The organism is Exiguobacterium sp. s5 (assembly GCF_018618075.1).
Taxonomy (GTDB): Bacteria; Bacillota; Bacilli; order Exiguobacteriales; family Exiguobacteriaceae; genus Exiguobacterium; species Exiguobacterium mexicanum_A.
This window is the reverse complement of record NZ_JACSLK010000005.1, coordinates 126,769-147,927: the sequence shown is the minus strand read 5'-3', so window position 1 is coordinate 147,927 and position 21,159 is coordinate 126,769. Positions and strand designations below refer to the sequence as shown.

Genomic DNA, 21,159 nt, shown 5'->3' with positions numbered 1-21,159 from the left:
ATATGAACAGAATATGAACGGGACTAAAACCGGACGTAAAAGGTGCTTCCTGTCCCGAGATGGGATTCGACCGTCATCTCACCGCCATGCAGGCGGACGATGTCTTGGGCAATAGCAAGTCCGAGACCGGTGCCCCGGCCGGTCCGAGAGACGTCTCCTTTATAGAAACGTTCGAATAGGCGTGACTGCGTCGCCTCATCCATTCCGACGCCGGCATCTTGAATCGAGACAGTCGGACGATCGGCTGCATACGCTTTGATGGTGATCAGCCCCCCGTCATGAGAGGCGTGAATCGCGTTCGTCAACAAGTTGGTCCAGACTTGGGCCAATAAGAGCGGGTCGCCGGTCACGACGAGCGATGTGTCAAGCTCTGTCGCGACGGCGATCCCTTTCTCATCCAGCTGGAACGCATGGCGACGAATGACGTCCTCGATCGATGCGCTCACATCGACTTGTTCGGAGAGCGACACGTTCGACTCGTCGAGCCGGGCGAGCAGGAGCAACTGTTTTGTCAAATCCGAGAGGCGATCCGTCTCGTCACGAATGATCCCGGCATACATCAAGGCGTCCCCTTCGGTTCGGGCGGCCAGTTCCGAGGCGTAGCCTTTGATTGAGGTGAGCGGTGTTTGGAATTCGTGCGAGACGCTTGAGACGAAGCGACGCCGTTCACCCTCGGATTTCTCCAGTGAGTCGACCATGTCAGAGAAACGACGGGCGAGGGTTCCAATCTCATCGTTGCGCTCGGTCGGGAGATCGAGCGGACGGGCCCCGGATGCGACGGAGCGGGTCGCATCTGTCAATGTGCGCACCGGTCGGACGATCAGGCTTGTCGATAGGGCGATCAAGATGAAGGCGAGGCCGGTCAGGAGTGCAAAGAACAAGCCGACGAACAAGTGCAATTCTCGGATTTGGGCGCCAAGGTCGGGGCGGATGAAGACGGCATCTTCCCCGTCCAGGCTGAAGCCATACGTGTTGACGACTTCATTGTCGAACAAGCCGAGCCAAAACAAGTGGAACGGATAAGCGCGCATCCCGTCGTAGCGTTCGCCGGACCGGACCGAGGCGATGACGGCTTCGTCGAGTTGCTCGTCCCGGAACGAACCTCCATAGCGGTCGACCTCACCGTCAGGACGTACGACGAGGAGTTGATAGCCCGTCTGAGCGAGCAATCGATAAAAGGCCGATGGCTCACCGTCCGTATGCGTCTCGAAGTAGTCAAGGGCGGCTTGTGCCGTCTGTTCGGTCTTTTCGCTGTAGGACGGCTGCCACCAGACGTAATAGGCGACATTGCTGACGAGAAGGGCGATGGCGCCGGACAAGAGCAAAATCATGAACACGGTCAGGACGATCCGGGTATAGAGCGTTTTCATAACGTGACCTCGAGCGTATAGCCGACGCCCCGAACCGTTCGAATCGTGATCGTGTCGTCATGCAAGCGGCCTCGGAGCCGTTTGATGTGCACGTCGACGGTCCGGTCGTCGCCCTCAAAGTCAAGGCCCCATACTTGTTCGATCAGTTCATCCCGGGTGAACACCCGGCCCGGGAACGCCGCCAGCTGATAGAGCAGCTCGAACTCCTTTTTCGGCAGGTGGATCGTCTCACTGTTCAGTTCAAGGCGATAATCGCGCAAGTCGAGCTTGAGCGGTCCAACTGTGACGAGTGTGGCCGCATTTTTGGCGTAACGTTTTGCGACGGCTTGAAGGCGGAACAGCAGCTCTTCCGGGATGAACGGTTTTGTCATATAATCATCGGCCCCGTGTTCGAAGCCGCTTCGTTTTTCTTCCCATTCCCCGAGAGCGGTCAATAAAATGACGGGAATGTCCGTCATTTGCTTCAGACGTGAGCAGAGCGTCCGTCCGTCGAGGCCCGGCAGCAAGATGTCGATGATCGCGGCATCGGCAGGGTTCGCCATAAACAGTCGCTCGGCGTCGGCCCCATCCATGACAGCTGTCACCGTATGTCCGGCTCGCTGTAGCGTGGTCTCAACGAGGTGAAGGATAGCCAAATCGTCCTCTACAATCAGTACGTGCATCGCTCTCTTCCTTTCTATCACGACACCGAAAACAGGTGACCCGTGGCAGGTCACCTGCATGTTATGTCGTTTTGGTCAGTTCTTTATGCAAGGCTCGAAGCGCCCGCAAGAAGGCATCTTTGAAATACTTGTCTTCTTGCGCCTCGAGTGTCTGAAGAGCAGAAGCGTCGCCGGCGCTCGCCTTGACGAGCAGGTTGACGACTGTGCCCCACCGCTTGAAGTGCTCGGGCTTCGGATGGTTCATCGCGACATTCAACGTGAACCAGTACGGTTGGTCACGGCGTTGGAGCGTGGCAATCATCTGTTTAGCCGTCATCGCTTCATCCTCGGTTGGTAACGTGGCGGTGGCGAACCAGCCGAGCAGCGCGGCGCTCATCGCCTCGAGCCGGACTTTGGCGTCCGGGTCGATCGGTTCGCGCCCGAACTCGGAAATGTTGACAAAGACGAGTCGGTCTTTCCGGTCGAGGTGGGTGATCCATCCTTTGACCGATTTGAGTTTTTCTTTATCTTTCGACTGGGCTTTCACCGTGTAGCCGTTCAGTTTACCGATGTAAATCCGGAACTGACCGCGATCGAGCTGTTTATCGACCTTGAACTCGATATCTTGGCCTACAGTGAACGGTTGATCCTTTTTGCTGAGCGTCTCGCCTTTCTTCAGCTCAGGCCGGCGCACGATATAGCGGAGTGCCTCCTGCTCGGTCCGATCGTCAAGCGTCCAAAGGTTGTTCGGCGTGACGTTTTTGAAACGGTGTCGTCGGACATAGATGTATTGGTCGAGCGCCTCGACGGCGTCGGCGACGGAATTTTTTCCACTCAAATAGTCGTCTGCGATATCCCGGAGCGTGATCGACTCGAGCCGGTCGATGTGCCCGACGTAAGGGACGTTCCCGACGACGAACAAGGCCGTGGCGATCAATTCACTCTCGCGAGGGGTCAAAGGGCGTTTGGCCATACTGCACTTCCTCTCTTCATGTCATCTCATTCAGTATACCAAAAACAGATTTCGTCATGTTGTATGAATCGACCAGATGGAAAATTTTACAGGCATACAGGATTTCGCGGTTTCGTTCCGAATATTTGTTAAGATAGAGCTATGTGGAAGTTGAGATGAGGTGATGAGATGAAGCTATCGATTGATCCGGGGGACTATGTCGTCTTGATTGAAATCAATAAAGAGGTCTTGAAATGTACGTCCCTCGACCAAGCCGAGTATGCCGATCGGGTCCGCTATGAATTGGTCGGCCGCATGAGTGAGCGGCTTCCGGCCGAAGTGATCGTGCCTTCCATCATCGATTATATCCGGTTCGGGAGCGGCTATATCGGCGACAATATCGTCTGGGACAAGGAGACGGAATCGTTCTTCTGTCAACAGTTCGAGACGATCGACGGCTCACCGCTTGGCGAGGACTTGGACGGATTCACACCTGACCCGTATCGGACGGAGCTGGCGCGCTATTACACGTATTTGACGATCGGAAAAATCATTGAATACGAGATGCACGACCCTGACCAGCCGGACTATTGGTAAGCGTCGCAAAAATGTCACAATCTATTTTTTGAAAAAAAGGGAAATTAACCGCGTGATTTGAGATAATGGGGTCATCTTATGAAGTGTGGATTGGAGCGGAAGGCGATGAAAAAAATTATGATTGCAGCAGCGCTCGCGCTGCTTGTCCCTACGTCTGTGGACGCGGCCAAACCGGTGCTGTTGGAAAAGCACGGCTATGTCGTGGCCGAGCCTAGGGTCGGTCATCAGTACTATATCAAGCAAACGGGTACCGACTTGACGTGGAATACGACCCGAGGGGCGTCGGACATCGTCATCGCTTTGATCGATTCATCGGCCGACCGGAGTCATAAAGAGCTGTATAACGTCCCGCGTGTCGTCAACTCGATGAAAGGCCCGTATAGTGTCGACTATCACGGCACGCACACGGCAGGCATCATGTCCGGACGTCACAACAAGTTCGGAATGGCAGGGCTCGCTCCAAACGTGCGTTATCATTTTTATAACGTCTTTTACGGCAAAAATTCGGAGTACACGGATTCTTGGACGGTCGCCAAGGCGGTTGACACGGCGGTCGCGAAAGGGGCGAACGTCATCAACATGTCGCTCGGAGGTCAAGACTATGACCGCGTCCTCGCCGACTCGATTCGTCGGGCCCGTGCCAAAGGTGTCGTCATCGTCGCCTCATCCGGGAATGACGGGAAGAAGAAAACGTCGTTCCCGGCCAATATGAAAGAAGTCATCGCGGTCGGGGCGATCGACGCAAACCGCCGTGTCGCTGCTTTTAGCAATATGGACAGCCAAGTCAAAATCGTGGCGCCCGGGGTGAATGTCTTGTCGCTCGGCGTGAAAAATAGCTTCGTCTACATGGACGGGACATCGATGGCGGCGCCGATGGTGTCGGCTGGGATCGCGCTCGTCAAATCGGTCAATCCGTTCCTGACGCCGGCCGACATCGATGCTTTGCTTCAAAAAATGCCACGTGCGAGCCGGAAGACGTATACCGAGCTCAACACGAAGCGGCTGATCGATGCGACGCCACGACCGGTCGCGCTCTCCGCACCATCGACGCTCAAGAGCCGCTATGTGAAAGAAGCGAAACTGACGGTCATGAAAAAGTCGAACTTGAAGACGACGTATACGTTGTATCAAGGAACGCGTAAAGTGAAGACGCTCTCAGCCGGGAAATCGATGTTTACGATGTATGCCGGAGGAGATTGGTTACCGAGCGGGAAATATCGCCTGAATGCCACCGTCACCGACGGGAAACACAAACGCTCGGTCAATCGTTCGTTCACCTATGTGAACGCCGTCAAGCCGTTAGTCACGGTCAGAGCGGCCGATGCCGGAACGTTTGAGTTGACCACGTCCCGAAAAGGCGTCGTCACCGTGCTCGACGCGAACAAGAAAGTCGTCTATGAAGCGCTTCATGTACCGGGCAAGTTCCCTGTTCGTGGTGACACGGGATCGGCCTATACGGTGCTGTTGAAGCCGACCGACGTCACTGAAAAAGTGGTGCCGGTCAAATATGCGCCGCAACCGGTTCAAGACGAGACGGACACTTCGGCGGAATCGACATAAAAAAACACCCGGAGCCAGTGCTGGCTTCGGGTGTTGATTTATGCTTTCGTGATGGCTTCACCACTCCAACGGATATTCGCTTCTAAGACGTTGCCGTTATCGTCGATATGTTCAAAACTCAGTTTCCCGTCGACGATGATCTCGCAGAGGCCGACGCGGACGTCGTCGCTCCAGGCGCGACGTGTCTGTGTCGACGCGTCGAACGTCGGGATTGATTCAGGAAAACGTTCCTGTAAGTGGGCCAAGTTATGATGGTCGAAGTGATACGAACGTTTGGACAATTCATTTGGTGCTTTGATGTCAAACGGCTCGAATCCTCGAACGAGTCGATTATTCCGGTAGAAGGCGAACACGCCGTTGTTCGGGTGGAGCGCTTTAATGTCATCGATTTCAATCACATAGGTCAGTCGTTGAATCCAACCGTTTTTTGCATCTTGACGCATCAAAATCCCTCCTTGTTCAATGGAACACGCCTTATTTTAGCGCTGACGCCCATGAAAATCAAGTTCAGGTTCTCGGTTGTCATTTCGCGGGTTATCCGCTACAATGGGTAAAGTGACTATGAGGTCTGGGCAATCGCGGGACGCAAGTCTTGAGGAAAGTCCATGCTCGCACAGCCTGTGATGGCTGTAGTGATCGTGCTACACGAAAAGATAAGTGTAGGCAACGCAAGTTGACGGCAGAAGAAGCACCTAAGTCCTCGGATATGGTGCAAGCTTCTTGAAAGTGCCACAGTGACGGAGTCTGATCGGAAACGTTCAGAGTGGAACGAGGTAAACCCCACGAGCGAGAAACCCAAACTATGGTAGGGGAACTTCCTGACTGGAACCGAACGGGACGGAAGGCGCCAATCGGCGCAGATAGATGATTGTCACTCCATCGTGCCAGGGAGACCGTTATGAGCACCGGAGTACAGAACATGGCTTACAGGGCAGCATAGTCTCTCATTTAACATTGACCAGGAGTTCAAGCAATCCTACTTGAGCTCCTTTTTACATGACCATTTTAGGAGTTACACTATAGAAAGTAGGGATAGTATGGCAAAACGTAAACTGATCGCCACCGCGGCGATGGGCATCGAGGCTCTCGTCGCCAAAGAAGTACGTGACCTCGGCTACACGTGTGAGGTCGAGAATGGACGCGTCTATATCGACGCGGAGATGGAGGACATTCCACGTCTCAACCTTTGGCTCCGGACGGCCGACCGCGTCAAGCTCGTCGTCGCCGAGTTCAAAGCGACGACGTTCACGGAACTGTTCGACGGTGTGGTCGAACTGCCTTGGACGGATCTCATGCCGTGGGACGCCCGGTTCATCGTCGACGGCCGCTCGGTCAAGTCGAAGTTATTCTCGATCCGCGACTGTCAGAAGATCACGGAGAAAGCGATCGTCGACGCGATGCAACGCGGATACGACAAGCCGGGCGAGTGGCTTCCGAAGACAGGCGCGTACTATCCAATCGAAGTCGCCTTGTTGAAAGATGTCGCGACGATCACGATCGACACGTCAGGTGACGCGCTTCACCGTCGCGGGTACCGTGAGCTTCACTCACAGGCACCGCTCAAAGAGACGATGGCCGCGGCGATGATCCAGCTGACGAACTGGAAGCCGGACATGCCGTTCTATGACGTCTTCACCGGTTCTGGGACGCTCGCCATCGAGGCGGCGCTCATCGGTCGCAACATCGCACCTGGCCTCAACCGTGAGTTCTGTTCACAAGACTGGCCGTGCGTACCGAAGAAAGCTTGGTATGAGGCGATCAATGAAGCGAACGAGAAAGCGGAGTGGGACAAACCGCTCAAAATTTACGGCATCGACCTCGACCCACGCATGGTCAAGCTCGCCAAGGACAACGCCGAGCTCGCTGACGTCCGTGACGCCATCACGTTCGTCCACAGTGACGCGGCTGCCTTGAAGCCGAAAGAAGAGTACGGTGTCATCATCGGTAACCCGCCATACGGTGAACGGTTGCAGACCGAAGAAGAGATTATCGACCTGTACGAGCGGATCGGTCAACAGTTCGCCAAGTATCCGGGCTATAGCGTCTACATGTTGACGAGCTATGAGGACTTCGAGAAGGCGTACGGCCGTCCGGCGACGAAACGCCGTAAGCTGTACAACGGAAATATTGAGACGCAATACTACCAGTTCTTCGGCAAGCGTCCGCCGAGACGCCCTGTTGAGTCGACTGACTCAAAATAACAATTGGTCGAAGGACCGTAGACACTCGTCTATGGTCCTTTTTTGCTTGATTTTATGTCTTACAATCTCATATCGACGCACCATAAAAAAAACGCTCTCCCTTTGGTCAGGAAGAGCGTGACGTCGATGATTCTTTCATATCGTTGTGGGCGATGCAAAGAGCTTATTCTCCGACCATCCCGTCGCCATCATTGTCATGCATGTAAGGATAGAGCCAATGATCGCTCGTAATCGGCATGGTGAACCCGGCGTCCTTCGCCTCTTGGATCGTCACTTGGCCGTTCCCATTCATATCGATGCTCGCGACGTCACCGTCTTCAGACACGGACTCGGCTTCAGTCGCACTCTCGGTCAGCCCGAGCGACTAGTTCACCTCGTCCGGGTTCACGTTGTCGAACGAATCGGTAATGACATTTCCTTTGACAGTGTATGTGTACTCATAGTGTGAAGGGATTTGTGTCTCCGTATCCGGATAGGTGATGATGGCCTCGAAGTCGGTCGCGCCGCCTGCGCTCCGGATCACGCTCTCCATGTACGCCTGGTCCCCGTGGCGGTTGAGCGTGCTGTCTTGCGGAGTGATGTTGAAGGCGTTCGAGACGCCGCCGAGCGAATCGGCGATGACGTGCCCTTCGTCGAGGTCGCGATGCTCGACACCAGGCACTTTCGCCTCGTCTGAATAATAGCGACCCGAAGACGTGACGTCCTCGAGCTCATCATCTTGCAAGACGATCTCGTCGGCGAGCACTTTCACGAGTTGTCCGTGCTCGTTCGTGAACGCCCAGTACTCGCGTTCCCCGTATCCGATATCGACGACGACATGATGCTCGCGGTCGCCTGACAAATCTCCACCCTCGACTTCAATCAAGTCGTAGCCCGTGAAGTGATCGTTCGTTCCGGTCTGGTCAGGGGGCTCCGTCTCAACGGTAACCTGTTCCTGAGGTTCCGTCTTCGACTCGGGATTCGGTTCTGTCTCGTTCGTGCAACCGGCCAACAACAGCATGGCCAGCGGGAAGGCAAGATAAGTAAGATTGTTTTTCATGTTAAAACTCCTATGTCTTTGATGCATACTTGTCCATTCTAGGAATCTTCGCCCACATTTACAAGCAAACGGATTGGAGGCGGTTTTAATCGTGCTTCCGACAAACGAGACAGATTTTGTCACAGATGGAGGAGGCGTCGCCCTAGGTACGAATGGTACAATGGGGGAGCGCGGGTCGAACAGGGGCTCTCGAGCGATTTGTGTCGCACACCCGAGGCGTTTCAATCGTTTCGTTTCAGGCTATACATACGTATACATCGCTTGAGAGGAGACGTGTCATGCAGACATATACGATTGAATATGCGTTTCAAGATAAGGAAAAGACGACACGAACGTGTGAAGTCGAGCTCGACCGGACGCCAGATTTAAAGGATAATGAGCAACTCGCCGACCTATATCAAATCGTGTCGGATGCGATTCGCAAGCCGATCACGAGTTTTGAGATTCTTGCCGTCCATTAAGTGAACCATCGACCCCGGGCGTACGCCATGGGGTTTTGTTCAGTCCATCGAAGAGGAGAGATGTTGAAATGAAGATCGTAGTTGTTGGGTTAGGGGATGTCGCGAAAAAAGCGTATTTACCGGTTTATGCCGGATTAGAAGAGGTGGACGTCTATCTCGTTTCAAGAGATGAGGCGAAAGCGGGGCAGCTCGTCGACAAATACCGATTCAGCGGCCATTACCGGTCGTTACAAGACGTGCCGCTCGATGAGGTGGATGGCGTGTTGATCCATTCGACGACGTCGGCCCACGCGGACCAGGTCGGCTACGTGCTCGAGCGGGGCGTCCATGTGTTCATCGATAAGCCGGTCACGTTCTCGCTCGACGAGACGGAGCGGCTCGTGCGGCTCGCGGCAGACAACGGGGTCGAACTCGTCACCGGCTTCAATCGTCGTTTCGCGACGGCGACGGCGGCCTTGAAGGAAGTCACGGACCAAAACCTCGTCCTCATTCAAAAGAATCGCACGTATCAACCGGCGACGCTCCGAGAGTTCATCATCGAGGATTTCGTCCACGTCGTCGACACGCTCCGTTACTTGACGGGGCTCGCACCGGTTGAGAATTTGTCGGTGCGGACGCGCTATGAAGGAGAGACGCTGAAACAGTTGCAGATTCAATTCACGGCGGATGGGATCGAAGCGCTCGGGATCATGAACCGCGACAACGGTTGTACGGAAGAAGTGATGGAAGTGATGTCTCCGCGTCTGAAGCGGGTGTCCCGCGACGTCGAGCGCGTGTATGACTTCACGCGCGACGGCATGCTCGAGCGGGCTCTGAGTCCGTGGGAGTCGAACCTTATGCGTCGCGGCTTCACGACGATGATCGATGCGTTCATCAAGTTACTGAACGGCGAACCGAACGAGTCGGTGCTCGCTGCTGATAGTCTGACGACGCATGCGCTCTGTGAACGCATACTAGAAGAGGCTTCGCGCTGACCGTCTCGTTTCTGCGGTCCGTCGAGCGGGTAATAACTCCGTAAAAGGAGGGGATGCGCATGGACATTCGCGAGCTCGTCATGCAGGCGAATGATTTGTTATGGACGTACGTACTCATTTTCGTATTGATTGCCGGTGGGCTTTATTTCACGATTCGGATGGGGTTCGTCCAGTTCCGGATGCTGCCCGAGATGTTCAAGCTGTTATTCGTCAAAGGGATCAAGCACGAAAAAGGACAAGTATCGTCGTTCCAGGCGTTCGCCATCGGGACGGCAGCACGGGTCGGGACCGGGAATATCGCCGGCGTCTCGACCGCGATTGCACTCGGGGGACCGGGTGCCGTGTTTTGGATGTGGCTCATCGCGTTGATTGGTTCGGCGTCAGCGTTCGTCGAGAGCACGCTCGCCCAAGTGTACAAAGTGCATGATGGCAAAGCGTGGCGCGGCGGACCGGCCTACTATATCGAACGGGCACTCGGTCAGCGATGGCTCGGTATCGTGTTCGCCATTCTGATCACGTTCGCCTTTGGATTTGCATTCAACTCGGTCCAGGCCAACACGATCGCCTTGTCGGTCAACAACGTCTTCGAGATCGACACGCTTTGGATCGGGATTATTTTGGCCGTCGTGACGGGGATCGTCATCTTCGGTGGGATCCGGTCCATCTCGACGCTGTCAGGGATCATCGTCCCAATCATGGCTGGCGGTTATATCTTGCTCGCCCTGTGGGTCGTCTTGACGAATTTGGAGGTCGTCCCGGCCGTATTCTCAGCCATTTTCTCAGAAGGCGTGCTCGGGATTCGACAACTGCTTGGCGGAGCGGTCGGTGCGGCCGTCTTGCAAGGGATTCGCCGAGGCTTGTTCTCGAACGAGGCGGGGATGGGGTCGGCCCCGAACGCGGCTGCGACCGCCGAGGTCAGTCACCCGGTCAAGCAAGGTCTCATTCAGTCACTCAGCGTGTTCGTCGATACGCTCTTTATTTGTACGGCGACGGCGATGATTGTCCTCATTTCTGGCATGCCGGGTTCTGAAGATTTCCAAGGCATCGAACTTGCCCAAGAGGCGCTCCTCACCGAGATCGGGCCGGTCGCGACATCGCTCATGACGATCGCGATTTTATTGTTCGCCTTCAGCTCGATCTTGGCGAACTACTATTACGGGGAGACGAACATCGAGTTCATCTCGGAACGGAAAGTGTATCTCGTCATTTACCGGATCGCCGTCATCGGGATGGTATTGTTCGGTTCGGTCCGTTCAGCCGGGCTTGTCTGGTCGATCGCCGACATCTTCATGGGTCTGATGGCACTCGTGAACATGTACGCCATCTTCCGACTCAGTAAAGTCGCGAAACTGTTGCTTGATGATTACGTGGCCCAGAAACGAGCAGGGCGCGATCCGGTGTTCAATCGGGACGACGTCGAGCTGCCAGGGAAAGAGCACGTCGAAGCATGGGAAGCGAAACGAGAGAATATTAGTTGAGTGTAAGGCAAGGATTGACGTACAGCGCCAGTCCTGCCTTTCCTTTTTGAAACTTTTTTATTTCACATACCGTAATTATATAATAAAAATAGAAAAGAGCGCAGGATATGATACAACCATTTCTTCACACATTCAAACGATTTTTTGCCGAACGATTCTTCGATCAAGCCGCGATGTTGGCTTACTATTTCATCCTGTCCACATTCCCATTTCTATTGTTCGTCCTCGGCATCGTCGGATGGCTGCCGTTCTCGAGCGGAGACGTTATCTCGGCGTTGTCCTTGGTGATGCCCGAAGCGAGTTATCGATTGTTACAAGGGAACATCGAAGCCATTTTTGATGATTCGAGACTGCGCTTGGCCTCGCTCAGCATCTTACCGGCACTTTGGATCTCGTCGATGGCCGTCCAATCGCTCGTTCGCTCCTTGAACGACGCCTATCGACTGATCCGAAACAAAGCGTTCTGGCGCGGGGTGTTGCAAGACATCGCCGTGACGCTCGCGCTCATGTTCGTCCTGCCGTTCTCGTTGCTCGTCCCGGTCATCGAGACGGCGCTACGAGAGTTGGCGACCCATATCATCTTTATCGATGACATCGTCGCCCGATATGCCCAGATTTGGTTCTACTTCCGTTGGATCATCGGAACACTCATCCTGTTCAGTGTCTTCCTGCTCGTCTATAAGTGGTTGCCGAGCCATCGCGGCACGTTCCGAGACAGCTGGGCCGGGGCGGCTTTTGCGACAATCGGCATCTTGACAGTTTCGAACGTATTCAGCTACTATTCACAGTATGCAAACTATGAACAGTTTTACGGTCAGCTCGGTGCCTTTATCATCTTGTTGATCTGGTTCTACCTGGCGGCCTCGGTCATCCTTCTCGGGGGACTCCTGAACGCCACGCTCATCGAACAAAAAGAAATATCCGGTTGACGTGTAAATCGTTGTTATCAATCTTTGATTCAGGGAATGATATCGATAAGATCACATCTTTTAATCGGAGGTGGGAAACATGGATATGCAACGGCTCGTACACAATCGTCGTTTCATCGATCAAACATTGTTTTACCTCGCCTTACAATTATGGAAGTGGGTCATGTTACTGCCGATCTTGTTCTATTTGGACGTTGAGATGAGTAGCGCTCCGTTCACCCAGTATGTGATGGTCAGTCTGTTACTGTACGTGGCCTTCCGCGTCATGCAGTACGTGATTGCCGGTCGAGCCTCTTTGATGGAGCTCCTTGAGTTCGGTTATGCGGTCTTATCGCTTCTGCTCGTCCTCTCGTTACTGCTTGAAGTGGTCGCCTCACCGGGAGCCATCGCTTTGATCATTGGTGTGTTCTTGGTTCATCCGTCGCTCGCCTTGCATCATTACCGTGATTTCTCGGAGCGGAAATGGTTGAACAAACAGTTTCAACTGTTTAGCCCGATGTTACGAAAAGGTGAGATTCCGGTCCATGTGCTCGTATTGACTGAGGATGAAATCATCATCACGGCAGAGAGTGGAAAAGAATACACGTATCGACATATTTACTGGGGCGGGTTCTATATTGAAAATGTCTCATGAAGGTGGTCTAGTCATTGAATAGTATCATTGTGATGGTGTTTTGGATCGTGACGTTTATCGTATTCTTCAAAGGGGCGTTCGACATGTGGCGCGAATGGCGCACCACGAAACAACGCTCTGTGTTATATTTCTTTATCGTATTGATGCTCACCTGGTTCTGGTTCAACCCATATCAGCTGACGGCACTACATCCGTTCGTCTTGATGGCGTACTACTGGAACCGTAATCGATGGATGCGCAATGCGATGCTCGTCCTCGTATTGGTGCCATTTTTCATTCAATTATGGTTCATGGCGAGAGCGATGTAATCGAGTCTCAAGCCCGCAGATATCATATCTGCGGGCTTTTCTTTAATGCATTGATCACGGTGTTCTATAAAACAAGCCGTGTTAAAGTAAAGATACGTGACTGTGCGCAACAAAAAAAACGCGAGCCGTTCGGCCCGCGTTTTTGATTGATGTTATTCTTTTTTCGCAACGGCGAGTTCAGCTTCCATTTCACTGAATTCACGGTTGATTCGTTTTTGTTCACGTTGGCTCGTGAACGTGCTGACGAGAACGATGGCAAGCATACTGAGGAAGAAGCCTGGCACCATCTCATAAATCACGCTCGAGAGTCCAGTCACGATCCAAAGGATGACCGTAATGGCACCGACAAGGATTCCGGCGAGGGCACCTTGACGCGTCATCTTGTTCCAATAGAGCGACAAGAGAATCGCTGGACCAAAGGCTGAACCGAAGCCTGCCCACGCATAGCCGACGAGCGTCAAAATCGTGTTCGATGGGCTGAGCGACATGAGAGTCGCGACAACTCCGACCGTTAAGACACCGATTCGACCGGCGAGAACCATCGTCTTCTCACTTGCTTCTTTATTGAAGAACTTGCGATAGAAGTCTTCTGTCAACGCTGACGATGTCACGAGAAGCTGTGACGATACGGTCGACATGACCGCTGCTAGAATCGCAGCGAGCAAGAATCCAGTGATGAACGGGTGGAACAATACTTCTGAGAAGCGGATGAACACCGTTTCCGGGTCAGCCAGGGCATTCCCTTGACCACGGAAGTAGGCGATTCCGACGAGACCTGTCATAACGGCACCGATGATAGAGACTGTCATCCAGCCCATACCGATACGGCGTGCCGTCTTCAATGATTTCACATCACGGATCGCCATAAAGCGGACGATGATGTGCGGTTGACCGAAGTAACCAAGTCCCCAAGCGAGGAGACCGATAATCCCGAGCGTCGACGTTCCTTTAAAGAGGTCGAACAAATCCGTGTTGAGCGTCGTGGCCGTGTTGACGGCGTTTGAAACACCACCGACGTCTGTCAAAGCGACGATTGGGACGAGGACGAGCGCAAGGAACATAATGACACCTTGTGCAAAGTCCGTCCAACTGACGGCTGTAAAACCACCGAAGAGCGTATAAAGAATGACGACGCTAATCGTCACGATGACGCCCATCTGATAGTCAAGCCCGAACGAGCTTGCGAACAACTTCCCACCAGACACAAGTCCGGCTGACGTGTAGAACGTGAAGAAGATGATGATAACGGATGCAGACAGGATCCGTAGCCAGTTCGAGTGATCTCGGAACCGATTCTCTAAAAAGTCAGGAATCGTGATCGAGTCATTTGCCATCTCCGTGAAGACGCGTAGACGGGGAGCGACTAACAAGTAGTTCAAGTAAGCTCCGATGACCAATCCAACGGCTAACCAAATCGCTGATAATCCCGTGGCGTACATTGCGCCCGGAAGTCCCATTAACATCCAACCACTCATATCCGAAGCTCCGGCTGACATGGCGGTAACACCTGGCCCCATTTTACGGCCACCTAACATATAATCTGATGAATCGGTCGTTCGCTTATAGGCGACGTATCCGATGAGGAGCATCATCACGAGATAAAGCGCGATGGATACCCATTCTTGCCATAACATTTGATTACCTCCTGTACGTGTTCAATTGTTGTCGTTTTATCAATCGTAGTTCAACCATGTGTGAATCTCACACAAATGCGTCAAACTTGAATGACTCGGCGAACTTGTGACTAACCATAACGGACCTACTCAATCATTGCAAACTGTCATCTTTTCATAAAAATGGCTCTAAAGCGCATTGTATCAATGGATAAGGCCGATATTTTTCACGGTTAAAGCTTAAATATTCTGACAATTAGTTATATAGGTGTTATCCCTGTGTCATCTGATTGTCATATAACTCGTCTATTTTCTGATGTTTTAACACAACCACCCGCTCTTCCCTGTACAGGGAAGAGCGGGTGGTTGATGTCCATTTATTCATAAGTAATGCCAAAAGCAATCTGTTCAACCGTACGCATCGTCGGGAACGTCTGTCCTGACTTGGCCTGCATGGTTACCAAAGCGTATTGTTTGCCGTCGCGTTCCATCAAGAACACCATCGTGTAGCCTGATTCGTCCGTATATCCGGTTTTCGTTGCGGTGACAAGCTTCGAATAGTGGATGCTCCGCTCGTTGATGGCTGATCCGAGATGATACCACCAACGTCGTTTCAAATCTCCGGCCTGATCGACAAACTTCGCCTCGTATTCGTACGTCCCGGCAATCTCGACGAGCTCTGGATACGTGCCGAACGCGTAGGTGATTTTAGCCATGTCGAGTGCAGTCGTAAAGTGTTCCGGGTCGGAGTAGCCGTGCGCATTCCGAAATTGGGTCCCGGTCAACCCGAGTACTTTCGAACGGGCGTTCATCAACTTGACGAACTCGGGTGTCGAACCGCTTACGTATTCGGCGAGGCTATTGGCGGCGTCATTCCCCGACTCGAGCAGCGTCGCATAGAGCGCCTGGCGGACGGTGAGCCGGTCACCGACTGCGAGATGGACGATGTGACTGTCCCACGGGATATCGAGCGTCGACTGTTTCACCACGACCACGTCTTTGTCGAGCTCGTCTTTGTCGACTGCCGTCTCATAAGCGAGGAGGGCGGTCATCAGTTTTGTCGTACTGGCGGGAAAGACGCGTTCCGATGCGTTCTTATCTACTAAAATCTGACCGTCCGTCAAATTGACGAACGCCATCGATCCGACGAGCAGATCCGGTTTCTCGGCTGCTGCAATCGGTTGATGTGTCCATTCCTTGATTGGAATCTCCGGGAAAGTCGGTCCGGATTTGACGGGGACGGCTACCGGAGCGGATGGTTCTGCTTTTGGTTCTGAGTCTTGCTTGAAGCCGATTAGGGCAGGGATGATGGCGAGTAGTCCGATCAGGGCGAGGCCGACGGTCAATCGCCTCATGATGTACGTCTTTCTACGGTGTCTGCGGTTTCGTTTCACTATGTAATCGCTCCTTCATTGTTTACTTTTCTACCATAATGGATGGAGCCTATTGAAATCGTCATCAAAATAAAGAATCAGGTCAATAATTGACGCGTATGAAATAAAGTGGAATGGGTATACACAATAACAGACACTCAACCCACTAAAGGAGGCACCTTCATGCATCGTTATCCATTTACCAATTCCCTGTGGCGTCAACACGACGAGACCGTACCGTATCCAAAGTTAGAAAGCTCGGTCTCATGTGACGTCGTCGTCATTGGAGCGGGCATCGCCGGGCTCGTGACAGCCTACGAACTACAGCGACGCGGTAAACAAGTCGTCTTGCTCGAGGCGGCCGAGGTCGGACGGGGGACGACCGGTCATACGACGGCGAAATGTTCCGTGCAGCACGGGACCGTTTACTCCAAATTGATTCGAACGTTCAATCATGAGACGGCCCGGCTTTATTATGAGCTCAATCAAGAGGCCCTTCGCTATTTGCAGGGCCAGGTCGCGGACGGTTTCGACATCGATTACGAGACGAAAGATTCTTACTTATATTCTATCGACGGATCGAGCCAACTCGTCGCCGAACGGGAGGCGTATGAGCAGCTCGACCTCGCAGGCGGGGACGCGACGGAGGAAGTGAATGCCGCGCTCCCGCTCCAAGTGAAACAAGCCCTTGTCATCCGGGACCAAGGCCAAATGCACCCGGTCAAGTACTTGAACGAGCTAGCCGATCGTTTCGTTGAGGCGGGCGGTCGACTCCATGAGAAGACGCGGGCGACTGAAATCAGCTCCGGGCCCCGACCAATCGTCACGACATCGACGGGACGGCGCGTCCAGGCGAACCAAGTCGTCGTCGCCACCCATTACCCGTTCAATGATATCCGGGGACTTTATTTCTCGAAGTTCGAGGTCGAACGCTCTTATATCGTCGCTTGCGAGACCGAGCAAAGTGTACCTGAGGGGATGTATTTGAGCGTCGATTCACCGAGTCGGTCGTTCCGTACGTTCCAGGAAGGGGAGAAGACGTACGTGCTCGTCGGAGGGGAGGGTCACTTAAGTGGTCACGTGACGGAGACGCGCTCGCGTTATGACCGACTCGACCGGTTCGCCCATGACGCGTTCGATACGAAAAAGGCCAGCTTCCGTTGGTCCTCACAAGATTTGATCACACTGGATCATCTCCCCTATGTCGGACAGATGTTTAGCCGGGAGCCGGATGTGTTCGTCGCGACGGGATTCGCCAAGTGGGGGATGACGAATGGGATCGCCTCGGGGCTCCTCTTGGCTGATCTGTTGACCGGTGAGGACAATCGCTTCCGAGAACTATTAAATCCACTCCGTTCCAAGTTCAAGCCGGCGGATGTCGGTCAGTTCTTGAAAACGAACCTCGACACGGCGACCCAGTTCGTCAAAGGTTCACTCGAGAAACCCGGTTCGCTCGACGACCTGCAACTGGACGAAGGAGGCATCGTCCAAGTCGACGGAAAGAAGGTCGGTGCCTATCGAGACCTCGACAACGAATGCCATCTCGTCTCGACACGGTGCACGCATATGGGCTGCACGGTCAATTGGAACGACGCCGAACGCTCGTGGGATTGCCCTTGCCACGGGTCACGATTCGATACGAAAGGGAACGTATTGGAGGGGCCGTCGACGAAGCCGCTCTCGTATGAACGGAAAACCGATGTGTCGAAAGAATAGGCAACTTCCTTCGTCTATATTAAAGTAAAGAAGTAACGATATAACTGTCATAGGGGTGGAATCAGAATGGAACTAACAAAGCAGTGGCGTGACCATTTCAAACAATTGCGTGCCTTCGATGAGGCGATTTCTTTACTATACTGGGACATGCGCACCCAGATGCCGGAACAATCGGCACCGCTTCGGGCCGAGACGATTGGCTATCTGTCGACTGAGGCGTTCAAGCGCCAGACGAGCGAGTCGTTCAAAGACTTGCTCGCGCAAATGACCGAGACCGAGGAATTGACGCCGATTGAAGTCCGGTCGGTCGCCGTCGCCAAGACACAGTATGAGCGGAACGCTAAAATTCCTTCATCGGAATATCAGGCGTACGTGACGCTCGTCTCTGAAGCCGAGACGGCATGGGAGAAAGCGAAGGACCAGGATGACTGGCACATGTTCGCCCCATATCTCGAGAAGATCATCGGGTTCCAACGCAAGTTCGCGGAGTATTTCGGCTACGAGTCTCACCCGTATGATGCTTTGCTGTACGACTATGAACCTGGCATGACGGTCGAACAGCTCGATGCGTTGTTCCAGACGCTCCGGGACGAACTCGTCCCGCTCATCCGCGAATTGCCGGAACCTGTACAAGGACTCGACTGGGCGATGGACAAGTCGGTCCAACAGCGGTTGTGCGAGGATTGGATGCGTGTCGTCGACTACGATTTGACACGGGGCCGACTCGACGCGACGGTCCATCCGTTCGAGATTACGATCAACCGGCGCGACGTGCGCATTACGACAAAATATGACGAGGCCGACTTCCGCAACGCCTTGTTCGGGACGATGCACGAAGCGGGCCATGCCACGTATGAGCAACAAATCGACTCGGAACTCGACGAGCTCGGGCTCGGAGGCGGGGCCTCGATGGGAATCCATGAATCACAGTCGCTCTTCTTCGAGAATTTTGTCGGGCGAAGCGAAGCGTTCCTGAAGAGCGTCTATCCGCGTCTTCAAACAGAACACCCTGCGCTTCAGGACGTTTCTTTCGAGACGTTTTATGCCGGGGTGAACGAGGCAAAACCCTCTCTCATTCGAATCGAAGCGGACGAGTTGACGTATAGTCTGCATATCATCATCCGCTATGAGCTCGAAAAGAAACTGATCCAAGGCGATCTTTCGGTCGAGGAATTACCAGAGGCATGGAACGCGCTGTATAAGGAATATCTCGGTGTCGATGTCCCGAGTGATGCGAAAGGCGTCCTGCAAGACGTGCACTGGGCCGGCGGTTCATTCGGTTACTTCCCAAGCTATGCACTCGGCTTGGTCTATGCCGCCCAATTGACAGAGGCGCTCCGTGATGCCCATCCAGAGTTTGAATCGCTCGTCAGCAGTGGCGAGTTCGGCCCGATCAAACAGTGGCTCGAAGACAATGTCCATCGTCATGGGAAGGCGCTTACCCCGAACGAGTTGATCAAACAAGTGACCGGGGAAGACATCTCGGTACGTCCGCTCGTCCGCTACTTGACGAGCAAATATAAAACGAACTGAGGCGAATACAGATGAGATTCTTCGCGCATCGAGGAGTGATGGCCCGCCATCCCGAAAACACGATGACAGCGTTCCGAGCTGCACTCGAGGCCGGGGCAGATGGGATTGAAGCGGACGTTCATCTGACGAAAGATGGACGTCTCGTTCTCATCCATGACGAGACGATCGATCGGACGACAGATGGTCAAGGGCGGATCGCCGATATGACGCTATCAGAACTGAGAGCGGTCAATGCGGGCGTCACGTTCGCGGTCCACGAGCAGATTCCGACGTTAGATGAACTGTTCGATTTGTGTCAAGGGACGTCGGTGGTACTGAACCTCGAGGTCAAGACCGATATCGAACGGTATGCCGGGATTGAGCAGCGACTGGTCGATACGATCCGGAACCGACGTGTCCCCGTTGAACAAATCGTGTTCTCTTCATTCAATCATGCGACGCTCAAACGTTTGAAGCGGTTGGCGCCAGATATCGAGTGTGCGGTGCTCTTGGCCCAACCGCTCTATGACCTTGTGGCGTACTGTGCGAAGGTCGGGGCGACCGCCGTGCATCCGAACGTCCGGACGATGACCGATGAGGAAATCCTACAGCTTCAAACAGAAGGGCTCGCCGTGCGTCCCTATACCGTCAAGACGGTGCATGACCTCGAACGGTTTCGCCGGCTCGGGGTCGATGCGGTGTTCGTAAACGACATCGACTGGGCCAAAGCACATTCAACCCCGTAACGTTACGCGTTGCGGGGTTTTTACATTAAGGTGAAGGGGAAGTGTGGGTAATGTAAAGAAAGCGGTTTCTTCCCGATGTGTCCAGCGGCATATTCAGAGCACACCGTCACCTTTACGCCATTGCTCCGTTGTCTTAAATTTAAGATGTCACCAGCTACATAGCAATCAGATGTAGCACACTTTGCAGCACGCATCAAACTTGTCGTATGCAGTCAATCGGTCAACCCAAGCAGAAAAAGGAGGAAATTTCACATGAAGAAATTGATGTCTTTACTTGGTACACTCGCCTTGGCGTTTGCACTCATCGTACCGGTCAGTGCGGATGGACACGAGAACGCGATGGTACGTGTACTCCATGCTTCACCTGATGCACCGGCGGTAGATGTCTACGTCAACGGTGAAGTCGCAGTCGAAGGCGCAGAGTTCAAAGCGCTCACCGACTATTTGACACTCCCGGCTGGAGATTACAATGTCGAGATCAAGCCGGCAGGTGATGCCGAGACGGTCGTCGTTGCGGCAGACCTCTCGATCGAAGCAGGCAAGTTCTACACAGCGGCAGCAATCGGCCAACTTGAAAACATCGAGATCGCAGCAATGGAAGACGATGCGAACTTTGAAGACGGTAAATCGAAAGTCCGTGTCGCTCACTTCTCACCTGACGCACCGGCAGTCGATGTAGCCCCTAAAGGTGGCGACCCGCTCTTCTCGAACCTTGAGTTCAAAGCAGTCAGCGACTATGGCACACTCGACGCTGGCACGTATGACCTCGAAGTTCGTCCGGCGGGCGCGACTGACGTCGTGAAGGCACTTGACGGTGTTGCCCTCGAAGGCGGCAAAAACTACACGGCGTTCGCCATCGGACTCCTTGAAGGCGAACCAGCGTTTGAAGTCCTCCTTGCAGCAGACGGCGGTGAAATGGCCGGAGCTCCAGAAACAGGACAAGGCGGTCTCGCTCAGACAGCATCAATGAACTGGTTGCTCGCAGCAGCAGTCCTTGGTGCAGTAGCAGCTGGCTTCTACGTCTTTCGTCGTCAGAAGCAAGACGCTTAAGCTTC

At 53.7% G+C, this 21,159-nt stretch carries 19 protein-coding genes, 1 other RNA gene and 1 pseudogene; 14 read left to right on the top strand and 7 right to left on the bottom strand.

What is annotated here, in order from left to right; all coding sequences use genetic code 11:
- Window positions 1-23: 23 nt before the first annotated feature.
- The 3 genes from KNP60_RS11625 to KNP60_RS11615 all read right to left on the bottom strand — a co-directional run bounded on the left by KNP60_RS11625 (window position 24) and on the right by KNP60_RS11615 (window position 2,984).
- Window positions 24-1,370, bottom strand: coding sequence for a sensor histidine kinase (locus tag KNP60_RS11625; protein ID WP_214797532.1), 1,347 nt, complete (start codon window positions 1,368-1,370; stop codon window positions 24-26).
- Window positions 1,367-2,032, bottom strand: coding sequence for a response regulator transcription factor (locus KNP60_RS11620; protein WP_214797531.1), 666 nt, complete (start codon window positions 2,030-2,032; stop codon window positions 1,367-1,369). Before KNP60_RS11620 ends, KNP60_RS11625 begins: the two co-directional genes overlap by 4 nt.
- 61 nt (window positions 2,033-2,093) lie before the next feature.
- Window positions 2,094-2,984, bottom strand: a complete 891-nt coding sequence (locus KNP60_RS11615; RefSeq protein WP_214797530.1) for a hypothetical protein — start codon at window positions 2,982-2,984, stop codon at window positions 2,094-2,096.
- Between the two features lie 168 nt (window positions 2,985-3,152).
- Between KNP60_RS11615 and KNP60_RS11610 the strand changes: the two genes are divergently transcribed.
- Both KNP60_RS11610 and KNP60_RS11605 read left to right on the top strand, forming a co-directional pair.
- Window positions 3,153-3,560, top strand: coding sequence for a hypothetical protein (locus KNP60_RS11610; RefSeq protein ID WP_214797529.1), 408 nt, complete (start codon window positions 3,153-3,155; stop codon window positions 3,558-3,560).
- Window positions 3,561-3,638: 78 nt separating this feature from the next.
- Entirely contained in the window at window positions 3,639-5,120 is a 1,482-nt protein-coding gene (locus KNP60_RS11605) for a S8 family peptidase (RefSeq protein ID WP_251131392.1), read from the top strand.
- A gap of 38 nt (window positions 5,121-5,158) precedes the next feature.
- Here KNP60_RS11605 and KNP60_RS11600 read toward each other — a convergent pair whose 3' ends face one another.
- Window positions 5,159-5,563, bottom strand: coding sequence for a hypothetical protein (locus tag KNP60_RS11600; protein WP_034777681.1), 405 nt, complete (start codon window positions 5,561-5,563; stop codon window positions 5,159-5,161).
- Window positions 5,564-5,684: 121 nt separating this feature from the next.
- Here KNP60_RS11600 and rnpB point away from each other — a divergent pair.
- Together rnpB and KNP60_RS11590 are read left to right on the top strand one after the other, a co-directional pair.
- Window positions 5,685-6,052: RNase P RNA component class B (rnpB, locus tag KNP60_RS11595), an RNA gene on the top strand.
- 105 nt (window positions 6,053-6,157) lie between these two features.
- The gene (locus KNP60_RS11590) at window positions 6,158-7,321 is read left to right on the top strand and encodes a THUMP domain-containing class I SAM-dependent RNA methyltransferase (RefSeq protein WP_114166232.1); all 1,164 of its coding nucleotides are present in this window, start codon (window positions 6,158-6,160) and stop codon (window positions 7,319-7,321) included.
- Between the two features lie 163 nt (window positions 7,322-7,484).
- Here the strand turns inward: KNP60_RS11590 and KNP60_RS11585 are convergent.
- Window positions 7,485-8,360, bottom strand: a pseudogene (locus KNP60_RS11585) (DNA/RNA non-specific endonuclease).
- A gap of 278 nt (window positions 8,361-8,638) precedes the next feature.
- Here KNP60_RS11585 and KNP60_RS11580 point away from each other — a divergent pair.
- The 6 genes from KNP60_RS11580 (at window position 8,639) to KNP60_RS11555 (ending at window position 13,144) form a co-directional block, all read left to right on the top strand.
- Complete coding sequence (locus KNP60_RS11580) at window positions 8,639-8,821, top strand: hypothetical protein (RefSeq protein ID WP_214797528.1); 183 nt, start codon at window positions 8,639-8,641, stop codon at window positions 8,819-8,821.
- 68 nt (window positions 8,822-8,889) lie between these two features.
- The gene (locus tag KNP60_RS11575; protein ID WP_214797527.1) at window positions 8,890-9,795 is read left to right on the top strand and encodes a Gfo/Idh/MocA family protein; all 906 of its coding nucleotides are present in this window, start codon (window positions 8,890-8,892) and stop codon (window positions 9,793-9,795) included.
- Window positions 9,796-9,854: 59 nt separating this feature from the next.
- Window positions 9,855-11,273 (top strand): alanine/glycine:cation symporter family protein, encoded by a 1,419-nt coding sequence (locus tag KNP60_RS11570; protein ID WP_214797526.1) that lies wholly within the window; start codon window positions 9,855-9,857, stop codon window positions 11,271-11,273.
- Between the two features lie 107 nt (window positions 11,274-11,380).
- Window positions 11,381-12,202, top strand: coding sequence for a YihY/virulence factor BrkB family protein (locus KNP60_RS11565; protein WP_034777670.1), 822 nt, complete (start codon window positions 11,381-11,383; stop codon window positions 12,200-12,202).
- A 79-nt stretch (window positions 12,203-12,281) separates the two neighbouring features.
- Window positions 12,282-12,836, top strand: a complete 555-nt coding sequence (locus KNP60_RS11560; protein ID WP_214797525.1) for a hypothetical protein — start codon at window positions 12,282-12,284, stop codon at window positions 12,834-12,836.
- A gap of 14 nt (window positions 12,837-12,850) precedes the next feature.
- The gene (locus KNP60_RS11555; RefSeq protein ID WP_233004283.1) at window positions 12,851-13,144 is read left to right on the top strand and encodes a hypothetical protein; all 294 of its coding nucleotides are present in this window, start codon (window positions 12,851-12,853) and stop codon (window positions 13,142-13,144) included.
- Between the two features lie 152 nt (window positions 13,145-13,296).
- Here KNP60_RS11555 and putP read toward each other — a convergent pair whose 3' ends face one another.
- Window positions 13,297-14,778, bottom strand: a complete 1,482-nt coding sequence (gene putP / locus KNP60_RS11550) for a sodium/proline symporter PutP (RefSeq protein WP_138859392.1) — start codon at window positions 14,776-14,778, stop codon at window positions 13,297-13,299.
- 356 nt (window positions 14,779-15,134) lie between these two features.
- Entirely contained in the window at window positions 15,135-16,112 is a 978-nt protein-coding gene (locus KNP60_RS11545) for a D-alanyl-D-alanine carboxypeptidase family protein (protein WP_214797524.1), read from the bottom strand.
- Between the two features lie 201 nt (window positions 16,113-16,313).
- On the opposite strand from KNP60_RS11545, the gene KNP60_RS11540 reads away from it, so the two are divergent.
- The 4 genes from KNP60_RS11540 to KNP60_RS11525 all read left to right on the top strand — a co-directional run bounded on the left by KNP60_RS11540 (window position 16,314) and on the right by KNP60_RS11525 (window position 21,154).
- A complete protein-coding gene (locus tag KNP60_RS11540; protein ID WP_214797523.1) occupies window positions 16,314-17,846 on the top strand; it encodes an FAD-dependent oxidoreductase in 1,533 nt (510 codons plus the stop codon).
- A gap of 66 nt (window positions 17,847-17,912) precedes the next feature.
- Window positions 17,913-19,379 carry a carboxypeptidase M32 gene (locus KNP60_RS11535; protein WP_138859395.1) on the top strand — a complete coding sequence of 489 codons (1,467 nt, stop codon included), beginning with the start codon at window positions 17,913-17,915 and terminating at the stop codon, window positions 19,377-19,379.
- A gap of 11 nt (window positions 19,380-19,390) precedes the next feature.
- The gene (locus KNP60_RS11530; protein WP_214797522.1) at window positions 19,391-20,104 is read left to right on the top strand and encodes a glycerophosphodiester phosphodiesterase; all 714 of its coding nucleotides are present in this window, start codon (window positions 19,391-19,393) and stop codon (window positions 20,102-20,104) included.
- Between the two features lie 252 nt (window positions 20,105-20,356).
- Window positions 20,357-21,154, top strand: a complete 798-nt coding sequence (locus KNP60_RS11525; RefSeq protein WP_214797521.1) for a DUF4397 domain-containing protein — start codon at window positions 20,357-20,359, stop codon at window positions 21,152-21,154.
- Window positions 21,155-21,159 lie beyond the last annotated feature (5 nt).